We start from the raw sequence: 22,200 nt of genomic DNA, 5'->3' as shown, positions 1-22,200 counted from the left end.
TCTTCTCGCCCGACCACCCGTGAGCATCGGGCGCACCATCGCTTCTCACGCGGTCGGGCGTAATTGTGCAGGCGTCAGTTTACCCACCGGAGCCACGTCAGTTAGCGGGATTAAACAATTTCGTCCGCGGCACCAGGGGGCCGCCGCGGCGGGCGGGAGCGCCGGGACAGAAAGTTCGAAATACCTTGCTGCGCAGTGCGTTTCACACCGACGCTAAGACTGGTCGGCTTGTTCGGGGGCCCCGGACTCGGCCTCCTTCGCCGGATCCTCGATGATCTGATAGGTCGGATCGACCATCGACAGGGAACGCTGGCCGGCCTGCCGGGCCTTGCCGCTGATCCGCAACAGTTGACCGGGCTGGATGTCGGCGCCCCCGCGCCCGGGGCGGAACGTCACGGTGATCTCCCCGCTGCTGTCCCCGACGACGATCTCTCGCCGGGTTCGCCCGCGTTCGGCGACGTCTTCGACCTCGCTGACGCGTCCTTCGATGGTGGCGCGCTGCCCGGAGATCAGGCCGGCCACCATGATCACCGACGACGGCCGTTCGGGGTGTTCGTAGGCCTCGACCTTCTCGTCCTCGTCCTGCGAGACCCAGGCCTGGATCTTGTCGATCTGCTGCGCGATGCGCTGTTCGAACGAGTCCGGGTAGGCCTCCCTGATCCGCGATTCCACGTCATAGGGCACGATCGTCGCCGCGGCGTCGGGGATGAGGCTGACGGCCTGGGCGACCTTGTCCGCGGTCCGGTCGTGCAACAGCCGCCCCAGCAGTGGCGCGAATGTCCGGCGCGGCAGGAGGACCGTCACGTTGGTGTCCGGTTGCTCGTCGCGCGCCTTGGCGACCAGCAGCTGCGCCGACCTGCTGATCCGCCGGTCGGGGCAGTCCACGATTCGCAGCGGTGTGTCGAGACCGAAGTGGTCCCAACGGTTTCGCAGTTGCGTGGCGTGGGCGGGGTCGACCATGAAGTGCACGGCAACCAGTTCGTCGGCCCGCAGTCCGCGGCCGTAGCGCAACGCTTCGATCACCGCGAGGTCGACCGAGTCGACGAACACCAGCACCTTGTGCCGCGCGTACTTCACCAGTTCCGGGCGATCGGTGCGGAACATCTCGAGAATGGCGGCCTCGGCGCGGTATTCGCGGTTCAGCCGCGTCAGGACGAACACCAGCAGCGGGAACACGACGACCACCAGCCAGGCGCCCTCGGTGAACTTCGCCACCGCGAAGATGCCCACCACGATCGTCGACAGGATCGCCGCGGACAGGTTGATCGCCAGCCGGTGCCGCCATCCCGGTTCGCGATGCGTCAAGTGGTGCTTGGTCATGCCGTAGCCGGCCATCGAGAATCCGGTGAACACGCCGATCGCGTAGAAGGGAACCAGCGCGTTGACCGAGCCGCCGGTCACCACCAGCAGCGCCACCGACAGCGTGGTGAGCGTGATGATCCCGTTCGAAAACACCAGGCGGTGACCGCGTTTCGTCAGTTGCCGTGGCAGGAAACGGTCTTCGGCGACGAAGCTGGCCAGGGCCGGGAAGCCGTTGAAGCTGGTGTTCGCGCCGGTGAACAAGATGGCCGCCGTCGAGGCCTGGACCAGGACGTAGAACACGTCACCGACCACGCCGTTGCCGTAGACGGCACGACCGATCTGCGACAAGACCGAGGGATATTCGGTCAAATACGGGGTGGCGTGGGTGACGTGGGCCAGGTAGGCGACCCCGGCGAGCAGGAAGCCCAGTATGCAGGCCATCGCCGTGAGCACCCGACGGGCGTTGCGGCCCTGGGGCTTTCGGAAGTAGTCGACCGTGTTGGAGATGGCCTCGACGCCGGTCAGCGACGAACCCCCGTTGGCGAATGCGCGCAACAACACCAGAATCGTCGCGCCCAGCACCAACCCGTTGCTCTGATGAACCGGCACGGCCCCTGCCGTGTGCGCCGGGTCGTAGAGCGGTAAACCCCCGCCGATTACGCGGACGACTCCGACCAGGATGGTCAGCGCGACCATGGCGATGAACGAGTAGGTCGCCACCGCGAACGGCATTCCCGCTTCCCGCAATCCACGCAGGTTCGCGTAGCAGATGATGAGCACCACGCCGACCGTGATCGCCAGGCTGTAGGGACCCAACGCGGGGATCGCCGAGACCACCGCGACCGTCCCCGCCGCCGATTGCACCGCGACGGTCACCACGTAGTCGATCAGCAGGGCCGCCGCGGCGATCTGAGCGACGCGGGGCCCGAAGTTGTCGCGCGCCACGATGTAGGAGCCGCCGGCCCGGGTGTAGGCCATGACCACCTGCCGGTACGAGGCGGCCACCAGCACGAGGATGAGCAGGATGACGCCGGTGATCGGAAGCAACAGGAGAAACGCCGCCAACCCGGCGTGCGGCAACAGTTCGATCAGGATCTGCTCGGGACCGTAGGCGACCGATGACACCGCGTCCGGCGAAAGCGCTCCCAGCGCAACGCCATTGGACAACTTCTCCGACGCGATGTCCTCGGTGATCAGTGGCTTTCCCAAAAACACACGCCTGGCGACGTCCCCGACCGAGAGCGGGATGCGCAGCTTGCCGGTCGAACTGGTCACAAGCACCGTCCTTACCCGAGGTTCAAGAACGTGAAACGCCTCCGAAGCATTGTGCACGTTCGGACCGCCCGCGGCGGCGCGCGCACTGCGGACGGTCAGGCGAGCCGGCGCACCGCGGCAGCGATCCGCTCGTCGCTGGCCGTCAGGGCAACGCGCACATGCTGTGCGCCGCGCGGGCCGTAGAACTCGCCGGGGGCCACCAGGATGCCGCGCTGCGCCAGCCAGGCGACGCTGTCGTGACAGGACTCGCCGCGGGTGACCCAGAGATAGAGGCCGGCTTCGGAATAGTCGACCGCGAAGCCGGCCGCGCGCAGGGCCGGCAACAGGGCGGCCCGGCGCCGCTCGTAGCGCTGCCGCTGTTGCAGCTCGTGCGCGTCGTCCTGCAGGGCGGCCACCATGGCGGCCTGCACCGGCCTCGGCACCATCATCCCGGCGTGCTTGCGCACGGCGAGCAGCTCGGCGACGAGGTCGGAATCACCGGCGACGAAGCCGGCGCGGTACCCGGCCAGCGACGAGCTCTTCGACAGGGAATGGATCGCCAGCAGCCCGGTGTGGTCGCCGTCGCAGACCGACGGATGCAGGATCGACAGCGGTTGGGCGTCCCAGCCCAAGCCGAGGTAGCACTCGTCGGAGGCCACCAGGCAACCCCGGTCGCGGGCCCATCCGACGACTTTGCGCAGGTGGTCGACGCCCAGGACCCGCCCGGTCGGGTTGCTCGGCGAGTTCAGGTAGTACAGCGCCGGCGATTGCGGGCCCAGCTGGGTGAGCGAATCCGCGCGCAGCACCCGCGCCCCGGCCAGCCGCGCTCCGACGTCATAGGTCGGGTATGCCAGCTCGGGCACCACGATCATGTCCGCGGAGCCCAGGCCCAACAAGGTCGGCAGCCAGGCGATGAGCTCCTTGCTGCCGATCACCGGCAGCACGTCGGCCTCGGCCAGCCCGGTCACACCGAACCGCCGGGCCAGGGCTGCGACCGCCGCTTCGCGCAGCCGGGCGGTGCCCGCGGTGGCCGGATACCCCGACGCCGCGCCGGCCCCGGCCAGCGCGTCGGAGATCACCGGGGCGACCGGGTCGACCGGGGTGCCGACGGAGAGGTCGACGATCCCGTCGGGGTGGGCGCTGGCCTGCGCTTTCGCGTCGGCCAGCGTGTCCCAGGGGAATTCCGGCAGGGACGCCGACACGGCGGGCCGCCGCTTTTTGAGCTGGTGTGGCACCGGGTCGCTCAGTCGCCTTCGCCCTGCGGTGGCAGGTCCTTGACCACCTGCGGGTCGTTCTCGGTCATGCCGACCTTGGCGGCGCCGCCGGGCGATCCCAGCTCGGCGAAGAAGTCGGCGTTGATCTGCGTGTACTGGCTCCACTGGTCCGGCACGTCGTCTTCGTAGTAGATCGCTTCGACGGGGCAGACCGGCTCGCACGCGCCGCAGTCGACGCATTCATCGGGGTGGATGTAGAGCATCCGGGCGCCTTCGTAGATGCAGTCGACCGGGCACTCCTCGATACAGGCCTTGTCCTTGATGTCGACACAGGGTTCGGCGATCGTGTACGTCACAGACGTCTCCTCCATGTACTACTCAATGTGGGCTGCTGTTCAGCTCGCACCGGCGCGTCCGTCCTCTTCCGGTGAAGCTTTCGGTTACTGATACTAGACGTTGCAGATACAGGTCAACCATTTGGCGCGCCTGTCGGAATACCGATTTAAGACTGACAGTCTCGGGGCCCGCACGCGGCCCCCGTTTCGCCAAGGGCGAACACTACGACCAACGCGCTGACCTGCGCAGAGTCTCGGCCCCGGGGTAGGCTTCGGTATCTGTTGCGTTGCAAGCACGCTCGCGGGGCCTGGTAATCTCATCGGAAGGACGGCAACCGCTGGGCAGATTTTCTCGCCGTAAGAGCGGTGCATTAACTGGGGAAGGTGTCCACACATGAGGGTGTCGTTGAGCAAATTGGGCGTTGCGGTTGGCAGCGCGGCAGTGGCGTTGACCGCCGCGGCCGGGATCGCTTCCGCCGACCCCACGGACGCGATCATCAACACCACCTGTAACTACGGACAGGTGATTGCGGCGCTCAACGCGACCGACCCGGCAGCTGCCCAGCAGTTGAACTCGTCGCCCGTGGCGCAGTCCTACATCCGCAACTTCCTGGCAGCGCCGCCGCCCAAGCGCGAGCAGATGGCCCAGCAGATCCAGGCCATGCCGGCGGCGCAGAAGTACTACAACACGATCAACCAGGTCGCGGTCACCTGTAACAACTACTGAGCCGACCGCTTCGCACGAAGCGGTTCAGTAGCCGCCGAGCAGGCGGCGCACGCGTCCCAATGTTTCCGGTCCGACGCGGCTGCGAATGCGTGACGGGTCGGCGGGCCTGCGCCCCCACAGCAGCAGCACCCGCGCGGCCGCATCGGTATCCAGGGTCGCCGGGCCGTCCGGCTCGGCGAACCCGATGGTAACCTGATCCGCGCCGGCCGTCAGAACGATGTCGTCGGTGCCCTCGGCCCGCAGCCGGGCGTCGATCCGCTCGCCGACCTCCAGCTGTCTGGCGCCTTTGGCCAGCAGCGGCTTGCCAACGGCGAGCACGCTGTGCGTCGTCATCCACGGTTCGGCCAGCCTCGCCTGGGCCGCGGGCTCGTCGCCGGTGATGTCCCAGCTGTGCAGGACGAGCTCTTCGCGCATGTGCTCGGCGAACCACGGCACCTTCATGGTGCGGCCGGTCCAGGCGACGTCGGTGTCGGCGGGCACCCCTTCGGCCGCCTCCGCGACGTCACCGAGGGCGGCCATCCGGTCCAGCAGCGCGTCCCACAGGTCCGCGTCGTTCAAGGCGCGCAACGGGCCCTCGCGCTCCTCGAACCCGCGGGTGGCCACCGGCTGGCCGGCGAGGTGGCCGCCGAGCACCCGGGCGAGTTCCTCGGCGTTTCCGGCCTGATGGACGACGATGTCGCGCACCGTCCAGGCCTCACACCAGGTTCCGGCGTCCGGGCCGTGCCGTTGCACGGCATCCGCGAATGGCCGCCACTCCGGGAACCGGTCGTCGTCAACTCGTCGCGTCACGGTGTCGGGTATACCCGTCGCGCCCGGCCGGCAAGCGGTCAGGCGGCCAACGGTGTGTAGTCGGTGGTGCGCTGGCGCGCGGGTCGCCCGATGCCCTCGGCGATCGCGGTCAGCTCGGCGACCGTCTTGGCCGACCCGTGTTCCGAACCGGCCATGCGCGAGATGGTTTCTTCCATCAGCGTGCCGCCCAGGTCGTTGGCGCCGCCGTTGAGCATCACCTGCGTGCGCTCGACACCGAGCTTGACCCAGCTGGTCTGGATCTGGGAAATGCGGCCGTGCAACATGATTCGCGCCAGCGCGTGTACGGCTCGGTTGTCGCGGTGGGTGGGTCCGGGCCGGGCCGCGCCGGCCAGATACAGCGGCGAACTCTGGTGCACGAACGGTAGCGGCACGAACTCGGTGAAACCGCCGGTGCGGTCCTGGATGTCGCGCAGCACGTTGAGATGGCCCACCCAGTGGCGCGGGCTGTCGACGTGGCCGTACATCATCGTCGACGACGACCGCAGCCCGACCTCGTGCGCGGTGGTGACGATCTCGATCCACATCGACGTCGGCAACTTGCCCTTGGTCAGCACCCAGCGCACCTCGTCGTCCAGTATTTCGGCGGCGGTGCCCGGGATGGTGTCCAGGCCCGCCTCGCGCAGGCTGGTCAGCCAGTCGCGAACGCTCAACCCGCTCTTGGTCACACCGTTGGCGATCTCCATCGGAGAGAACGCGTGCACGTGCATCGACGGCACCCGCGCCTTGACGGCCCGGACCAGGTCGGCGTAGCCGGTGACCGGCAGCTCGGGGTCGATGCCGCCCTGCATGCACACCTCGGTGGCGCCCTCGACGTGCGCCTCCCAGGCGCGGTCGGCGACCTCGTCGGTGGACAGCGAATACGCGTCGGCGTCGCCCTTGCGCTGCGCGAACGCGCAGAACCGGCAGCCGGTGTAGCAGATGTTGGTGAAGTTGATGTTGCGGTTGACCACGAACGTCACGTCGTCACCGACGGTGTCGCGGCGTAACGAATCCGCCAGTGCGGCAACCGCTTCCAGCGCGGGACCGTCGGCGGTGGCCAGTGACAGGTATTCGTTGTCGCTGCACCCGGCGGGGTCGCGTTCCGCGGAGCGCAGCGCGGCAAGCACGTCGGTGTCCAGGCGTTCTGGCGCTTTGGCGCCCTGCGCGGCCAGCTCGTGGACGTGCGCCCGGATCGATTCCCAGTCGCCGAACGCGCTGTCGATATCGCTGCGGGTTTCGGTGTTGCGGCCCTCGCTGTCGATCGCCGCGTTGAGGTCGACCCGGCCCACCGAACCGACGTCGTCGGGCTCCTGCCACGGCAACCCGACCGGGTTGACGTCACGGGCCAGGCCGGTCGCCGGGTCGGCCAGCGCCGCCACGTGTCCGGACACCCGCGGGTCGATCCAGGCCGCGCCGCCCTGCACGTATTTGGGTTGCGCGGTCAGCCGCTGGACCAGCTCGTAACCGGCTTCGGCGGTGACGGCGGCCAATTCGTCCAGGGCCGGCCACGGCCGCTCCGGGTTGACGTGGTCGGGCGTCAGCGGCGAGACACCGCCCCAGTCGTCGACTCCGGCGCCGACCAGCGCCAGGCACTGCTCGCGCGAGACCAGGTTCGGCGGCGCCTGGATACGCATCCCCGGGCCGAGCACCAGCCGCGCCACCGCCACCGTCGCCAGGTAATCCTCGATGCCGGCGTCGGGGACCGCGGCCATGGCGGTGTGTTCCTTGGCCCGGAAGTTCTGCACGATCACCTCTTGCACATGGCCGAACTCCTTGTGCGACTTGCGGATCGCATGCAAGGTGTCGGCGCGTTCGGCGAGTGTCTCGCCGATGCCGACCAGCAGGCCGGTGGTGAACGGAATCGACAGTCGGCCCGCATCGGTCAAGGCGCGCAACCGGACCGCCGGATCTTTGTCCGGGCTGCCGTAGTGCGCAAGCCCTTTCGTCTCGAACAGCCGCCGCGAGGTCGTCTCGAGCATCATGCCCATCGACGGCGCCACCGGCTTGAGGCGCGCCATTTCCGACCAACTCATCACGCCGGGGTTCAAGTGTGGCAACAACCCGGTTTCCTCGAGCACCCGGATCGCCATCGCCCGCACGTAGGACAGCGTCGAATCGTAGCCCCGTTGACCGAGCCACTCACGCGCCTCCGGCCACCGATCCTCCGGCCGATCCCCCAGCGTGAATAGCGCTTCCTTGCAACCGAGTTCGCCGCCGCGGCGGGCGATGTCGAGGATCTCGTCGGGTTCGAGGTACATGCCGGCGCCCTGGGCGCGCAGCTTGCCGGGCACGGTGACGAAGGTGCAGTAATGACAGGTGTCGCGGCACAGATGGGTGACCGGGATAAAGACCTTGCGGGAGTACGTGATCGGCAGCCCGCCGCCGGGGCCGCGCCGTCCGGCCGACTCCAGGCCCGCGTCGCGCACCCGCGCCGCACTCGCGCACAGGTCGGCCAGATCCGCGCCGCGCGCGGTCATCGCGAGCGCCGCCTCGTCGACGTTGAGTGCAACGCCATCTCGGGCCCGCCGCAATACCCGTCGCAGCGCCGACGCGTCGGCCCTCGACGCACTGGCCTTCGCCGGAATCTGTGGATCAGGCAAAGCGGTAGGCTCCTCGCCCGGAGTCAACAGCACCTTGGTGTAACTTCCCCACGATCGAATTTCATCCGTGCGTCCCAACATGTGAATTCGTGACACCCATGGCGGGTCCCGTATGGGCAACAGTCAACAGTAGACCCACGCCCGTAGGCGCAAGCGGGCGACATCCCGGCCGAAATGTCCACTCGCCACAGGCCGAGATCAACCGCCGCGGCCGCGCCGCCACAGCACCCAGACCGGCGGCACGACGCCGAGCACCAACAGCAGCAGGGCCCCGTAGGCCATCAGGCCGCGGCCACCCAGGATGACGTCGTCGGCCGGTCCGCCCATGCTGATCACCGCCACCGTCAGCAACCACGTCCACAGCGGCAGCGCCGCCAACCGGGGTGACCGGGTCCACCGCCCCGCGGCCCACACCAGGGCCGCGTTGACCAGCCCGGAAATCAATCCGCTGAGGGGAAACGGAACCGTCCCGATATAGAAAGGCAGCAGCAGGGCCCCGGCTAGTGCGGACAGAACCCCATCGACCGCCAGGAGGGACAGGACAACGAAACGGATCGCGGGGTCTGTGGCGCCGCCGTCCTCGACGGACGCGACGCGAGGCTGGGTGTCGGTCAGGTCGGAACGCTGTCGATGTTGGAGAGTATCGAGCCGATAACCCACTGCAGGCTGTCGAGCCGGTCCTGCCAGTGCTGCTGATTAGGGTCCAGGTCGGGGTCCATGCGAATTCCTTCCGTGGCTGCCTGTTTGGCAGCCTACCGCGTACGGGTCGCGGTCAGATCGAGCCCTGCGAGCAGATCCGTCTCCCAGCCACGCCCGTCGCGCTCCCCCGCGTCGCCGGCGGCCAGGACGTAGTGCTCCTCCCCCACGATCGGCAGGGCCACGTTGTTGGACAGGGCGCAGGCGCGACCGGTGGGCCCGACCACCACTTGGGTGGCGTGCGCCGCGAGCGCCGCCCGCTTGGCGGCCAGCGCATCCTCATCGGTCTCGACGACGGCGTCGATGTCGCCGTCGTCGTATCCGAACGTGAACTCCTCTTCGGACGGGAGCGACCACTCCGGCCGCAGATCCTCGGGCGTCAGCGCGGCCAGGCCGGCCTCGAACGCCCGGGTGGAAAAGACCGACCAGTAGAACTTCGGCACGGCCCACGGCTCGCCGGGAAACGTGGCAGCGCCGCCCGACGAGCCGGCCGCCGCTACGGCCGCCGTCGTCACCGTGTGCGCGTGCACGTGATCGGGATGGCCATAGCCGCCGGCCGGGTCGTAGGTGACGACGACGTGGGGGCGCTGCTCGCGGATCAGGGCCACCAGCGCGCCGACGGTCTCGCGCTCGTCGGCGTCGATGAATCGTTGCCGGTGCCGCGTGGGGGTGCCGCGCATGCCCGAATCGCGCCACCGGCCCGCGCCGCCGAGATAGCGGGGTCCACCGACCCCGAGCGCCCGCAACGCGGCGGTCAATTCGCCAATCCGGTAGCCGCCGAGCTGGTCGGCGCGATCGACGGCGAGTTCGGCCCACCGATCGCCGATCACCTCGCCCTCCTCGCCGAGCGTGCAGGTGACCACGCGGACGTCGGCGCCGCGGGCGGCGTAGTGGGCGATGGTGGCGCCGGTGCCGAGGCTTTCGTCGTCGGGATGTGCGTGGACGAACAGCAGCCGCGGCGTCTCAGGCATGGTCGGCACCCTACCGACAAGCAGCAGATAGGAACGCGCACGGCTACTATCAAGAAATGCCTCAGCTCACGGACGCAGACCGGACCGGCAGCCGGAGCCGCCGGCGAGGCGAGGTCCTCGAACGCGCCCTCTACGAGGCCACCCTGGCCGAACTGACCGAAGTCGGGTACGGGAGCCTGACCATGGAGGGGATCGCGGCGCGCGCCCACACCGGCAAGGCCGCGCTCTACCGGCGCTGGGACACCAAGTGCGAGCTGGTGCACGCCGCTTTGGTTTTCGCGCTGCCACCGGTGCCCGAGCTGCGGTCCGGCCGCTCGGCCCGGGAGAACCTGCTGGCGATGTTCACCGCCCAGCGTGACCTGCTGGCCGGAAAGACCGCCTTCCCCAGTTTGGACGTCATCCATCAGCTCCTGCACGAACCCGAGATGCGGGCCATCTTCGCCGATGCCGTGGTGCGCCCGCGCCTGCAAATCGTCGAATCGATCCTGCAGGCCGCCGTGGACGACGGCGACCTCGATCCGACGGCCATCACGCCGCTGACCGCCCGGATCGGCTCGGCGCTGATCAACCAGCACTTCCTGCTGAACGGGTCGCCGCCGAACCGGCGCGAGCTGGCCCTCATCGTCGACACCGTGATCCCGCCGCGGGCGTCGCGCCCGCCCGCCGACTGAGGGCGGTTACGGCCCGGTCTTGATCCACTGGCCGGCGTCGCCGACGATGCCGACCGGAACCGCTCCGGACAGGCTGACGTTCTGCACGCTCGGTCCGGCCGCGACGATCGTGGTGTCCTGCAGGATCGGCAGCACCGTGGACATGTTCCACAGCCGCGGTTCGACGGCGGTGATGACGTCGTTGATGCTCTTGGTGCCGTTGAGGGCGGCGTCGATGTTCGACTGGACGCTGCGATCGCAGATGCCGGTGAGGTTCGACGGCGCCTGCACCAGGGCGTTGGGATCCGCGGGGCGGCTGGGTGGGGGCGCCGACGTCGGTGTCGCGGTCGTGGTGCCCGGCCCGGTCGACGGTGGGGGCCCGGCGGGAGCGGACGAGACCGGCGTCGTCTCGCCGGTGGACGGGACCTGGGTCGATTGCAGCGCGGGACAGCCGTAGCGGGAGGCGAGCCGGGTGGCCAGGTTGCCGCCGGCCTGATGCCAGCCGACGATCGCGTCCACGCGGCCGTCGTTCAGCGCGTCGCGGTAGAGGGTGACCGGGTCCAGCGCCAGCACGGTCGCGGCGATGCCGACGTTGCGCAACTGGTCGGCGGCGGTGTTGGCGACGGCCACCGAGGTCGGGTCGTTGGCCGCCACCCCGATCGCCAGCGACAGCTGTTGGCCGTCCTTGCTGATCCGGCCGCGGATGACCTCGGGCGGCCCGGTGTTCGCCGGGGTCGGCGCGGGGGAAGCGGACGAGTTGGGTTCGACCCGGTACCCGGCCCCCTGCAGCAGGGTCAGCGCGGCCGCGGTCGTCATCGCCGGCGGCGCGGTCGGCTCGTAGCCGGGGTCGCTCGGCGCGCGGATCTGGGCCTGATCCAGCGTGACCGTGTTGTCGCTGCCCGCGCCGACGGCGGCCAGCAGGTCGACGTCGAGCAACCCCAGGATCGCCTTACGGACTTGGGTATCAGACAGTTTGGGTTCGTTGGCCCGCAGCGTGAGCTGCATGACCCGCGGCGTCACGATCCGGGCGGTGCGGACGTCGGGAATGGCGGACAACTGCGCGAAGGCCGCCGAACCGCCGTGGACCTGCGCCACCTGGGTGTCGCCGTTGCGCACGGAGTCGGCCAGGGCGGCGGGCGCCCCGGCGCGCCGGAAGAGGATGAGCGCGGGTTTGGCCGGCGGCCCCCAGTAGCGGTCGTTGCGGGCGACCAGGATCTCGTCGCGCTGCGGGTCGATGCTCTCCACCCGGAACTGCCCGCCCGTGACCGGAAGGGCCCGGGCCAGCCCGGCCGCGAATCCGCCGGGCACGTCCTTGACGATGTGCGCCGGAAGGATGTTGCTGAACAACTCCTTCCACGCCGGATACGGCTGGGCGAAGGTCACCACCGCCTGCTTGCCGCCCTCCAGCGACTGCACGCCGGTGATGAGGTCATACCCGGCCGGGTCGACGACCCCGGGCTGGCTGACCATCTGGCGCCACAGGTACCAGAAGTCGTCGGCGGCGATGGGGGCGTTGTCGGTCCACTGCGCCTCCGGCCGGATCTTGTAGGTCACCGTGAACGGGTTCTGGCTGGTCACGTCGGCGGACACCAACAGCGTCGGGTCCATCTCCCAGCGCGAGCCCGTCGGCGCGGCGGTGTCCGGAACCGGCCGAAAGGCGCTGGGCAACACCAACGCGCTGATCGCCGCGTTCACCGGGGACAGGTCGGACAACAGGTGCGGATTGAAGCCCGCGCCGATCGAGTCGATGCCCATGATGATCTCGCTGACCCGGGGCGGCGGAGGCACCGAGTTGTGCGGCGTGTCGGTGCTCTGCGGCGCCGGCGGCGGGTTGACCGTGCACGCCGAAACCACCAGCCCGACCAACGAGACGAGGCCGCCGAGCACCATGAACAAGCGGCGGACGCGTCTCGGCACGCTGATCAGGGTAGCGAGCAGCCGCGCGGCGGCCCGGCCGACCACCGAAGGTCAGCTCCGGGCCTTGGCGCGCGACCGGCTGCGCGCCCGGGCGGTGGCGTCCAGCTCGACCTTGCGCACCCGCACGATCTCCGGGGTCACCTCGACGCATTCGTCTTGCGCGCAGAATTCCATGGCCTGCTCGAGGTCGAGCTCGAGGGGCTTGGCCAACGTCTCGATGACATCGGCGGTGGACGACCGCATGTTGGTCAGCTTCTTCTCGCGGGTGACGTTGATGTCGAGATCCTCTGCGCGCGGATTGATTCCGACGACCATGCCCTCGTAGGTGTCCTGGCCGGGCTCGACGAAGAACTGGCCCCGGTCGGCGAGCTGGATCATCGCGAACGGCGTGATGGTGCCCGCGCGGTCGGAGACCAGCGACCCGGTGTGGCGGGCCCGGATCTCCCCCGCCCAGGGGCGGTACCCGTCGAACACGGCGTTGGCGATGCCGGTGCCGCGGGTCAGCGTGAGGAAGTCGGTGCGGAAGCCGATCAGCCCGCGGCTGGGCACGATGAAGTCCATCCGGACCCAGCCCGCCGCGTGGTTGGTCATCTCCTCCATGCGGCCCTTGCGGGCGGCCATCAGCTGGGTGATGGCGCCGACGAACTCGTCGGGGCAGTCGATCGTCATCGCCTCGAAGGGCTCGTGCAGCTTGCCGTCGATCGTGCGCGTCACCACCTGCGGCTTGCCGACCGTGAGTTCGAAGCCCTCCCGGCGCATCTGCTCGACCAGCACGGCCAGGGCGAGTTCGCCGCGGCCCTGCACCTCCCAGGCGTCGGGCCGGTCGATGTCGACGACGCGGATCGACACGTTGCCGACCAGCTCGGCGTCCAGCCGGCCGCGGACCATGCGCGCGGTCAGCTTGTGCCCGGCGACCTTGCCCGCCAGCGGCGAGGTGTTGGTGCCGATCGTCACCGAGATCGCGGGCTCGTCGACGGTGATGCGCGGCAGCGCATGGGCGTGGTCGGGATCGGCCAGGGTGTCGCCGATCATGATCTCGGGAATCCCTGCCACCGCAACGATGTCGCCGGCGACGGCCTCGTCGGTGGCGCTGCGCTCGACGCCTTCGGTCGCCAGCAGCTCGGTGATCTTGGCGCTGGTGATGACGGGCAGCCCGTCGACCTCGCGCATCCAGGCGACCTGCTGGCCCTTGCGCAGCTTGCCGTTGTAGATGCGGATCAGGGCGAGCCGGCCGAGGAACGCCGACGCGTCGAGGTTGGTGACCAGCGCCTGCAGCGGGGCCTCGGGGTCGCCCGACGGCGCCGGGATGTGTTCCATCAGCACGTCGAAGAGCGGGTCGAGGTTCTCGCCGGGGGGCACCTCGCCGTCGGCGGGTTGCTCGGTGCTGGCGATGCCCGCGCGCCCCGACGCGTACAGCGTCGGCAGGCCCAGCGCGTGCTCGGCCGCCGCGGCGGCCTCGTCGTCCAGGTCCGACGCGACGTCGAGCAGCAGGTCGTGGCTGGCCTCGACGACCTCGGCGATGCGCGCGTCGGGCCGGTCGGTCTTGTTGACGACCAGGATCACCGGCAGGTGGGCGGCCAACGCCTTGCGCAGCACGAATCGCGTCTGCGGCAACGGGCCCTCGGACGCGTCGACGAGCAGCAACACCCCGTCCACCATGGACAGCCCGCGCTCGACCTCCCCGCCGAAGTCGGCGTGGCCGGGGGTGTCGATCACGTTGATCACCGTGACGCTGCCGTCCGGGTGATGACGGTGCACCGCGGTGTTCTTGGCCAGGATGGTGATGCCCTTTTCCTTCTCGAGGTCACCGCTGTCCATGATGCGTTCCTGGGTGTCGTCACCGCGGTGGTGCAGCGCGCCGGACTGCCTCAGCATCGCGTCAACCAGGGTGGTCTTGCCGTGGTCGACGTGGGCGACGATGGCGACGTTGCGAAATGACACGTCGGAGATTGTGGCAGCGGGGGCCGTGGATAGCGAACTGGCAGGTCGCCGGGGGCGGCGTTTGAGTGTGCATCAGCGGCGTTGAGTGTGCGCCTGGGGCGCGGCGGATCGGCGTGTCGCCGGCGCGGCTTCACAATCAACGCCCACGTTGCACACCGAACGGCGAAGCGGGGCCTTCGCGCCTTGGCCGTCGGCTACCAGCCCCGGCGGCGCGGCGCCGTGCCCACCAGTTGTTGGCCCTTGCCCGTCGCCTCGCGGCTGCGATAGACGATGTAGGGCCGGAACAGGTAGACGACCGGGGCGCTGAACACGTGCACCAGCCGGGTGAACGGCCACAGCGTGAACAGCACCATGCCGATCAACGCGTGCAGCTGGTAGTCCAGCGGCGCGTTGATCATCACCTCGCCGTGCGGCTGCAGTATCCAGATCCGGCGGAACCACAAACCGACGGTGTAGCGGTAGTGGAATTCGCCGCCGTGTGGGCCGGTGCCGATCAGGTCGCAGTACAGGCCCACCACGATCGCCAGCACCAGCACCAGATACATCACCTTGTCGCTGCGGGTGGTGGCCATGGACACGGCGGGACGGGTGAACCGCCGGTAGACGAGCAGCCCGATCCCGACGAGCGTGGCGACGCCGGCGATCGAGCCGGCGATGACCGCCTGCATGTGGTAGACGTGGTCGCTCATCTTCATCAGCTGCGTGACCTTCGGCGGGATGAACAGCCCCACCACGTGTCCGGCGAAGACCGCCAGGATGCCGAAATGGAAGATGGGGCTGGCGATGCTTAGCAGTCGCGACTCGTAGATCTGCGAGGACCGTGAGGTCCAGCCGAACTTGTCGTAGCGGTAGCGCCACCAGGTCCCGACGATCAGGACCGACAGCGTGACGTATGGGGCGATATCCCAGAACAGGACGTTGCTAAACACCTGGCGTTCCTTTGCGGGGTGGCACGGTCAAGGTAAACGGTTGCAGCCCAACGGCTTCGGCGGGCGGCCCGGCCTGCGCCAGTCGCTCGGCGCGGCGCACCTCCTGATCGGTGGCCGCCGGCAGGGTCTCGCAGATCGCGGCCACGACCGGCTCGTACGGTGACTCGGCCTCGGCCAGGGCGCCGCGCAGCACGTCGATCGGCACACGGTGCTGGGTCAGCAGCCGCCGTCCGGCCTCCGGGTCGACGGTGGCGGCGAATTCGAGCACCACGGCCAGATGATCGGGGGCCTCGCCGCTCGGTGGCTGCGCACCCGCCTCGCGGTAGGCGGTGGCGAACGCCAGCATCTCCCGTCCGCGGTTGCGGGTGTCCCCCGCGGTCCAGTACGTCAGATACATGGTGGCGCGCCGGCGCATATCGAACGTCGCGACGTAGTCCATCGCCGCGGCCATCGGCTCACGGGCACGCAGCGCCGCGACCGTCTGCCCGAGGAGCGTCGCCGCGGGACCGCTGATGTGGCCGAGGATTTCGTCGACGGCGTCCAGGCGTTCGGTGAACCCGTCGTCCGGGTAGGCCAGCAGCAGCGACGCCGCCTGCCACACCAGGCGGTCCTGCATCGCCCGGCCGGTGGAACGGTCCCGGAGCGCGGACAGCAGCCTCACCGCTTCTGCTCCTCGGGGAACATTCCCGCGGGCACCTGGCCGCCGTCCCAATTGAGCAGGTTCACCCGCGGCCGGGCGTGAGCGGGTTCTGCTTCCGCGGAGCCGCCGCGCTGGAGCGCGTGGAAGGTTTCCACCGAAACCGGTATCGGTTCGGATTCGTACATGCCCGGGCCGCCCTCGCCCGTCAACGAACAGCCCATCTCCTCGAGCTCGCGGGCCTGCGGGGCGAACGCCGTCGGAATCACGTAGCGCTCTTCGTATTTCGCGATGGCGAGCAGCCGGTACATCTCGTAGATCTGCTCTTCGGTCATGCCGACCGAATGCGGGATGTGTGGCTGGGTGTCGCGGCCGAGGTTGATGTCGCGCATGTAGGAGCGCATCGCCGCCAGCCGCCGCAGCACCCCTTCCACCACGGCGGTATCGCCGGCGGTGAACAGTTCGGCGAGATATTGCATCGGGATGCGCAGCGCGTCCAGCGCGCCGAACAGGTTGCCGATGTCCTCCCCGTCGTGCCCGTCGCGGCTGACCGCGTCGACCACCGGCGACAGCGGCGGGATGTACCAAACCATCGGCATGGTGCGGTATTCCGGGTGCAGCGGCAACGCCACCTGGTAGGTGTGGATCAGCGCGTAGATCGGGGAACGCTGCGCGGCCTCGATCCACTCGTCGGGGATGCCCTCGGCCCGGGCACCGGCGATGACGTTCGGATCGTTAGGGTCCAGTAGGATCTCGCACTGCGCCCGATACAGATCGGTGTCTTTTTCCACCGACGCCGCTTCCAGCACCCGGTCGGCGTCGTAGAGCACCACGCCGAGGTAGCGCAGCCGGCCCACGCAGGTCTCCGAGCAGATGGTCGGCAGCCCGACCTCCATGCGCGGATAGCACAGCGTGCACTTCTCGGCTTTGCCCGTCTTGTGGTTGAAATAGACCTTCTTGTAAGGACATCCGGACACGCACATCCGCCAGCCGCGGCAGCGGTCCTGGTCCACCAGCACGATGCCGTCCTCGCTGCGCTTGTACATCGCGCCCGACGGGCACGACGCCACGCAGGAGGGGTTGAGGCAGTGCTCACAGATCCGGGGCAGGTAGAACATGAAGGTCTCTTCGAGCTTGAGCTTGATCTCCTCGTTGACCTTCTTCAGGATCGGGTCCCCGGCCAGGATCTCCGACGAGCCGGCCAGGTTGTCATCCCAGTTCGGCCCCCACGAAACCTTCATCGGCTCACCGCTGATCGCGCTTCGGGGCGCGGCGGTCGGGAACGTGTCACCCGCGGGTGCCGTGGTCAGGTTCTCGTAGTCGTAGGTCCACGGTTCGTAGTAGTCGCCGAGGACGGGCAGCTTCGGGTTGGCGAAGATGCGCAGCAGCTTCTGGATGCGGCCGCCGTCGCGCAGCCGCAGCCGGCCCTTCTTGTCGCGAATCCAGCCGCCCCGCCAGCGCTCCTGGTCCTCGTAGGTGCGCGGATAGCCTTGGCCGGGACGGGTTTCGACGTTGTTGAACCACACGTATTCGGTGCCGGGCCGGTTGGTCCACGCCTGCTTGCAGGTCACCGAGCAGGTGTGACAACCGATGCACTTGTCGAGGTTCATCACCATCGCCAACTGCGCCATGACCTTCATCAGTACGTCACCTCCTGGCTGCGGCGCCGCACGACGGTCACCTCGTCGCGCTGGTTGCCGGTCGGCCCCAGGTAGTTGAACGCGAAGGCGTGCTGGCCGTAGCCGCCGGCCAGGTGGCTGGGCTTGATCCGCACCCGGGTGAGCGCGTTGTGGTTGCCGCCCCGCTTGTTGTTGGTTTCGGTGCGCGGGGTGTCGATGGTGCGCTCCTGGACGTGGTAGACGTACACCACCCCGTCGGGCATCCGGTGCGAGACGATCGCCCGGCACACGTAGATGCCGTTGACGTTCACCGCTTCGACCCAATCGTTATCGCGCACTTGGATTTTCGCTGCGTCGCCGGGGCTCATCCACATCGTCGGGCCGCCGCGGGACAACGAGAGCATGTAGAGGTTGTCCTGGTAGGTGGAGTGGAAGGACCACTTCGAGTGCGGCGTCAGGTATCGCACCGTGAGCCCGATTCCGTCCTCGGTCGGCCCGAGTGTCGGTGCGCCGAACAAGCGCGCCATGTCCAGCGGCGGGCGGAAGACCGGCAGGTGCTCGCCGAGTTCCTCGACCCAGTCGTGGGCGAGATAGAAATGCATCCGCCCGGTCAGGGTGTGGAACGGCTTGAGGTTTTCGATGTTGATGGTGAATGGTGCGTAGCGGCGACCGCCCGTTTCGCTGCCCGACCATTCCGGGCTGGTGACCACGGGCACGGGCCGCGCCTGGGTGTCGGCGTAACTGATGCGCTTGTCCTCGCTGCCCTCGGCCAGGTGCACCAGCCGCTGTCCCGTGCGCTTTTCCAGCTCGTGGAAACCCTCGACCGCCAGGCGCCCGTTGGTCGTCCCCGACAGCAGCAGCAGTACGTCGGCCATCCGGGCGGCGGTGGTCACGGCCGGGCGGCCCGCTGCCACACCGGATTTGAGCACGCCGAACTTGGCGGCGAGCTCCTCGACCTCCCGGAACGGGTGCACGGTGATGCCCTTGGTGGTCAGCCCGAACTTGTCGACCAGCGGCCCCAGCGTCAGCCACTTGTCGTAGATGGCGCCGTAGTCACGTTCCACCACGGTGAGCTTGCCCATGGTGCGGCCCGGCACCGGCGTCGCACCGGTGCGCAGCCAATCGGATTCGGTGCCATCGGGATAGGCCATCGCGTCGGGCGTGTCGTGCTGCAGCGCGCTGAGCACCACGTCGGTGCGGGTGCCCAGATGCTCCTTGGCCATGGCGCTGAAGGCGCGGGCGATGGCGCCGAAAGCGTCGAAGTCCGAACGAGTTTCCCAGGGCGGGTCGGTGGCGGCGCTGAACGCGTGCACGTAGGGGTGCATGTCGGTGCTGGAGATGTCGGACTTTTCGTACCAGGTCGCCGCCGGCAGCACGACGTCCGAAACCAGGGTCGTCGACGTCATCCGGAAGTCGATCGACATCATCAGGTCGAGCTTGCCCTCGGGGATGTCCCCCTCGCACGTCACGTCGACGGGCCGCACCCCGTCCTCGGGCGGCAGCGCCGATGCGTTGGAGTCGGTTCCCAGCAGGTGGCGCAGGAAGTATTCGCCCCCCTTGCCCGACGACCCGATCAGGTTCGCGCGCCACACGGTGAGCACCCGGGGCCAGTTGACCGGGTTGTCGGGATCGGTCACCGCGAGTTTGAGTTCGCGCTGGCCGAGCTGCTCGGCCACGTAGTCGGCGACGTCGCGACCCGCGGCGCGCGCCTCGTCGGCGACGTCCAAACTCGACCGGTCGAACTGCGGGTAGTACGGGCTCCATCCCATGGCCACCGACGACGCCAGCAGGTCCATGGTGTGCTTGCCCGCGAAGCGCCCCCGGCCCACCGGGCTGGACAGCTTGTCCGCGCCGTAACCGTCATAGCGCCATTGGTCGGTGTGCGCGTACCAGTACGAGGCGCCGGGCACCTGGCGCGGCGGGCGCACCCAGTCGGTGGCCATCGCCATCGTGTGGAATCCGGTGAGCGGGCGCACTTTTTCCTGGCCCACGTAATGGGCCCAGCCGCCCCCGTTGCGGCCCATCGACCCGGTCAGCATCAGCAGCGCCAGCACCGCGCGGTAGATGGCGTCGGCGTGGAACCAGTGGCAGATGCCCCCGCCCATGATGATCATGGAGCGGCCGCCGGATTCCTCGGCGCTGTGGGCGAATTCCCGCGCGACGCGGATGGCTTGGGCGGCCGACACACCGGTGATCGCTTCCTGCCACGCCGGGGTGTTCTGCTGCGTCGCGTCGTCGTAGCCGGTGGGCCATTCGCCGGGCAACCCCGCGCGGGCGACGCCATACTGCGCGAGCATCAGGTCGAAGACGGTGCACACCATGTGCTTGCCGATGCGGCGCACCGGGACACCGCGCGCCACGGTGGTGCCCTCGCCGTCGACGGTGTCGAAGCTGGGCATGTGCACCAGCGCGGTGCTGCCCTCCCCGTTGGAGCCGTGCGCGTCGCGCACGCTGAGCGCCGGCACCAGGTCACCGAGGTCCAGGTTCCACTTCCCGACACCGGATTCGCCGTACCGAAATCCCAGCGAACCGTGTGGCACCACAACGGAATTGGTCGTTTCGTCCAGCACCGCGGGCTTGAGTGCCGCGTTCTCGACCGCCTCGCCCAGGTCCGCCGCCGTCAGGTTCTTGCCCGGCACCAGCATGTCGCCGCGTTCTTCCAGCTTGATCAGGAACGGCAGATCGGTGTAGCGACGCGAATAGTCGACGAAGAACGGAACCTGCTTTCGCACATAGGATTCCGAGAGAATGACGTGCCCCATCGCCATGGCCAGCGCCCCGTCGGTGCCCGCCGCGCACGGCATCCACTCGTCGGCGAACTTGGTGTTGTCGGCGTAGTCGGGGCTGACGGTGACGACCTTGGTGCCGCGGTAACGCGCCTCGGCCATCCAGTGCGCGTCGGGGGTCCGGGTGATCGGCACGTTGGAGCCCCACATCATCAAATACGCTGCGTCCCACCAATCTCCGGATTCGGGGACGTCGGTCTGGTCGCCGAACACCTGCGGTGAGGCCACCGGGAGGTCGGCGTACCAGTCGTAGAACGACGTCATCGGAGCGCCGATCAGCTCGAAGAATCGCGAGCCGGCGGCATACGACACCATCGACATCGCCGGGATCGGGGAGAATCCGGCGACCCGATCCGGGCCGTAGGTCTTGATGGTGTGCACGTGGGCGGCGGCGATCAGCTCGGTGGCCTCGGCCCAGGTGACGCGGACCAGTCCGCCCTTTCCGCGCGCCCGCTGATAGCGCCGGCGCCGTTCGGGGTCGGCCTGGATGTCGGCCCACGCCAGCACGGGATCACCCAGGCGCGCCTTGGCCTCCCGGTACATCTCGACCAGCACGCCGCGGGCGTAGGGATAGCGCACCCGGGTGGGCGAGTAGCTGTACCAGGAGAACGACGCACCGCGGGGGCAACCCCGCGGCTCGTACTCGGGGCGGTCCGGACCCACCGACGGATAGTCGGTCTGCTGGGTTTCCCAGGTGATGATCCCGTCTTTGACGTAGATCTTCCAAGAGCAGGACCCGGTGCAGTTCACGCCGTGCGTGGAGCGAACCACCTTGTCGTGGCTCCACCGGTCGCGGTAGAACACGTCGGCCTCGCGGCCGCCCCGCCGCGTCACGGTGCGCAGGTCGGCCGAGATCTCGCCCGGCGTGAAGAACCGCCCGCTGCGCTCCAAGAGCTCCTCGAGCACTCCACCAATGTGCGGTGTGGCAGTCAAGAAGTACTCCTCCTCGTCGGTAGCGTCGCGCCGCGTCGCCCGGCCCTGTGCGTGGCCCCAGTTGAGTTGTGTTCGGCGATCAGCCCCGTGAGCCGCCCGTCCGCACCAACTCGGATCGGCTCAGCCATCGGCATTTCGGGCCCGCGGGCCGGGCGGCGATACCGCACCAGCATAGGTCGATGTGCGCGGGGCGATCACCTTCGCCGCGCGCGGTGAGTCTGCGAGAAACAGGGTCATGAGCATCGGTTTTCGCGCACGCGAAGGCCTCCCGGTCGGGCACCGAGCCGGGACGGCAAAGGTCTGGACAACCATCTGGCTAGTTATCGGCACGCACATCCAGGGCAGATTCGTGTGGCGTTATTACAAGTCATTTTGTTGCCTTCAGTTCACTGTGGCGACCTGCAACGCGGCTGTACATCAGCTGCGGGAAGTCTGTGGACTTGTTGCCAGGCCCGTTCACAGGGCGCCGGCCAGGGCCGGAAGCCAGCCCCGGTCGGCCGGCACCCAGTCGAGATCGTGCAGCTCAGCGGCTGTGATCCAGCGCAGGGCCCGGTGCTCACGCGCGTCCGGACGGCCGCCGAGCAGATGCACCCGGTAGGCGCGCAGCGTGATCCCGCCGTCCACCGCGATGTCCGCGCCGAGCCGCTCGCCCACCGCGACGTCGCCCGCCGCCAAACCGAGCTCCTCGGCCAGCTCGCGGGCCAGCGCGTCGCGCTCGGTCTCACCGGGCGCGACCTTGCCCCCGGGCAGCTCCCAGCGCCCGGCCAGCTCCGGCGGGCGTACCCGCTGTGCCACCAAGACGCGCGCGTCGCGGATGAGGGCGCCCGCGACGACGATCTGGTTCGGCATGGCCAGTGACGGTATACCGTCGCGTCCTGGCTGTGTTATCGCGCGGCCACC

16 protein-coding genes are annotated in these 22,200 nt (G+C 68.9%); 2 read left to right on the top strand and 14 right to left on the bottom strand.

All coding sequences use genetic code 11. The annotated features are described in order from the left end of the window. Nucleotides 1-213 precede the first annotated feature (213 nt). The 3 genes from P6281_RS06040 to fdxA form a co-directional block, all read right to left on the bottom strand. On the bottom strand, nt 214-2,577 hold the full coding sequence (locus P6281_RS06040; RefSeq protein WP_014384044.1) for an APC family permease: 2,364 nt from the start codon (nt 2,575-2,577) through the stop codon (nt 214-216). Nucleotides 2,578-2,672: 95 nt separating this feature from the next. Continuing rightward, on the bottom strand, nt 2,673-3,758 hold the full coding sequence (gene dapC, locus P6281_RS06035; protein WP_085978365.1) for a succinyldiaminopimelate transaminase: 1,086 nt from the start codon (nt 3,756-3,758) through the stop codon (nt 2,673-2,675). Nucleotides 3,759-3,799: 41 nt separating this feature from the next. Continuing rightward, nucleotides 3,800-4,126 carry a ferredoxin gene (gene fdxA, locus P6281_RS06030; RefSeq protein ID WP_007773662.1) on the bottom strand — a complete coding sequence of 109 codons (327 nt, stop codon included), beginning with the start codon at nt 4,124-4,126 and terminating at the stop codon, nt 3,800-3,802. A gap of 373 nt (nt 4,127-4,499) precedes the next feature. Here fdxA and P6281_RS06025 point away from each other — a divergent pair, with 373 nt between their 5' ends. Further along, a complete protein-coding gene (locus P6281_RS06025) occupies nt 4,500-4,832 on the top strand; it encodes a hemophore-related protein (RefSeq protein ID WP_008254522.1) in 333 nt (110 codons plus the stop codon). Nucleotides 4,833-4,856: 24 nt separating this feature from the next. On the opposite strand, the gene P6281_RS06020 is transcribed toward P6281_RS06025, so the two are convergent. The 4 genes from P6281_RS06020 to mshB form a co-directional block, all read right to left on the bottom strand. After that, nucleotides 4,857-5,621 (bottom strand): maleylpyruvate isomerase N-terminal domain-containing protein, encoded by a 765-nt coding sequence (locus P6281_RS06020; RefSeq protein WP_014941440.1) that lies wholly within the window; start codon nt 5,619-5,621, stop codon nt 4,857-4,859. 38 nt (nt 5,622-5,659) lie between these two features. Continuing rightward, nucleotides 5,660-8,302, bottom strand: a complete 2,643-nt coding sequence (locus P6281_RS06015; protein ID WP_014941439.1) for a bifunctional FO biosynthesis protein CofGH — start codon at nt 8,300-8,302, stop codon at nt 5,660-5,662. Nucleotides 8,303-8,419: 117 nt separating this feature from the next. Beyond that, nucleotides 8,420-8,881, bottom strand: a complete 462-nt coding sequence (locus tag P6281_RS06010; RefSeq protein WP_008254516.1) for a hypothetical protein — start codon at nt 8,879-8,881, stop codon at nt 8,420-8,422. A gap of 92 nt (nt 8,882-8,973) precedes the next feature. Further along, nucleotides 8,974-9,888: an N-acetyl-1-D-myo-inositol-2-amino-2-deoxy-alpha-D-glucopyranoside deacetylase gene (gene mshB / locus P6281_RS06005; protein ID WP_008254515.1), complete on the bottom strand. Its 915-nt coding sequence runs from the start codon at nt 9,886-9,888 to the stop codon at nt 8,974-8,976. 56 nt (nt 9,889-9,944) lie between these two features. On the opposite strand from mshB, the gene P6281_RS06000 reads away from it, so the two are divergent. Continuing rightward, the gene (locus P6281_RS06000; protein WP_008254512.1) at nt 9,945-10,559 is read left to right on the top strand and encodes a TetR/AcrR family transcriptional regulator; all 615 of its coding nucleotides are present in this window, start codon (nt 9,945-9,947) and stop codon (nt 10,557-10,559) included. A 6-nt stretch (nt 10,560-10,565) separates the two neighbouring features. Here P6281_RS06000 and P6281_RS05995 read toward each other — a convergent pair whose 3' ends face one another. The 7 genes from P6281_RS05995 to P6281_RS05965 form a co-directional block, all read right to left on the bottom strand. Continuing rightward, on the bottom strand, nt 10,566-12,461 hold the full coding sequence (locus tag P6281_RS05995; protein ID WP_162130207.1) for an ABC transporter family substrate-binding protein: 1,896 nt from the start codon (nt 12,459-12,461) through the stop codon (nt 10,566-10,568). Between the two features lie 45 nt (nt 12,462-12,506). Further along, nucleotides 12,507-14,396 (bottom strand): translational GTPase TypA, encoded by a 1,890-nt coding sequence (gene typA, locus P6281_RS05990; protein ID WP_036454829.1) that lies wholly within the window; start codon nt 14,394-14,396, stop codon nt 12,507-12,509. 194 nt (nt 14,397-14,590) lie between these two features. After that, the gene (gene narI / locus P6281_RS05985) at nt 14,591-15,325 is read right to left on the bottom strand and encodes a respiratory nitrate reductase subunit gamma (protein ID WP_008254506.1); all 735 of its coding nucleotides are present in this window, start codon (nt 15,323-15,325) and stop codon (nt 14,591-14,593) included. After that, complete coding sequence (gene narJ, locus P6281_RS05980; protein ID WP_036454826.1) at nt 15,318-15,986, bottom strand: nitrate reductase molybdenum cofactor assembly chaperone; 669 nt, start codon at nt 15,984-15,986, stop codon at nt 15,318-15,320. Before narJ ends, narI begins: the two co-directional genes overlap by 8 nt. Beyond that, nucleotides 15,983-17,602 carry a nitrate reductase subunit beta gene (gene narH, locus P6281_RS05975; RefSeq protein ID WP_201408244.1) on the bottom strand — a complete coding sequence of 540 codons (1,620 nt, stop codon included), beginning with the start codon at nt 17,600-17,602 and terminating at the stop codon, nt 15,983-15,985. The genes narJ and narH overlap by 4 nt, the downstream gene beginning before the upstream one ends. Next, nucleotides 17,602-21,300 (bottom strand): nitrate reductase subunit alpha, encoded by a 3,699-nt coding sequence (locus P6281_RS05970; protein ID WP_324738651.1) that lies wholly within the window; start codon nt 21,298-21,300, stop codon nt 17,602-17,604. The genes narH and P6281_RS05970 overlap by 1 nt, the downstream gene beginning before the upstream one ends. A 456-nt stretch (nt 21,301-21,756) precedes the next feature. Then, nucleotides 21,757-22,149 carry a (deoxy)nucleoside triphosphate pyrophosphohydrolase gene (locus P6281_RS05965; RefSeq protein ID WP_014384037.1) on the bottom strand — a complete coding sequence of 131 codons (393 nt, stop codon included), beginning with the start codon at nt 22,147-22,149 and terminating at the stop codon, nt 21,757-21,759. Nucleotides 22,150-22,200: the final 51 nt, after the last annotated feature.

Source organism: Mycobacterium sp. 5-140-3-2, assembly GCF_035666375.1.
In the GTDB taxonomy this organism is placed as follows: Bacteria; Actinomycetota; Actinomycetes; order Mycobacteriales; family Mycobacteriaceae; genus Mycobacterium; species Mycobacterium intracellulare.
Note: the sequence above shows the minus strand (reverse complement) of the source record. Positions and strands in the feature narration are given on the sequence as shown.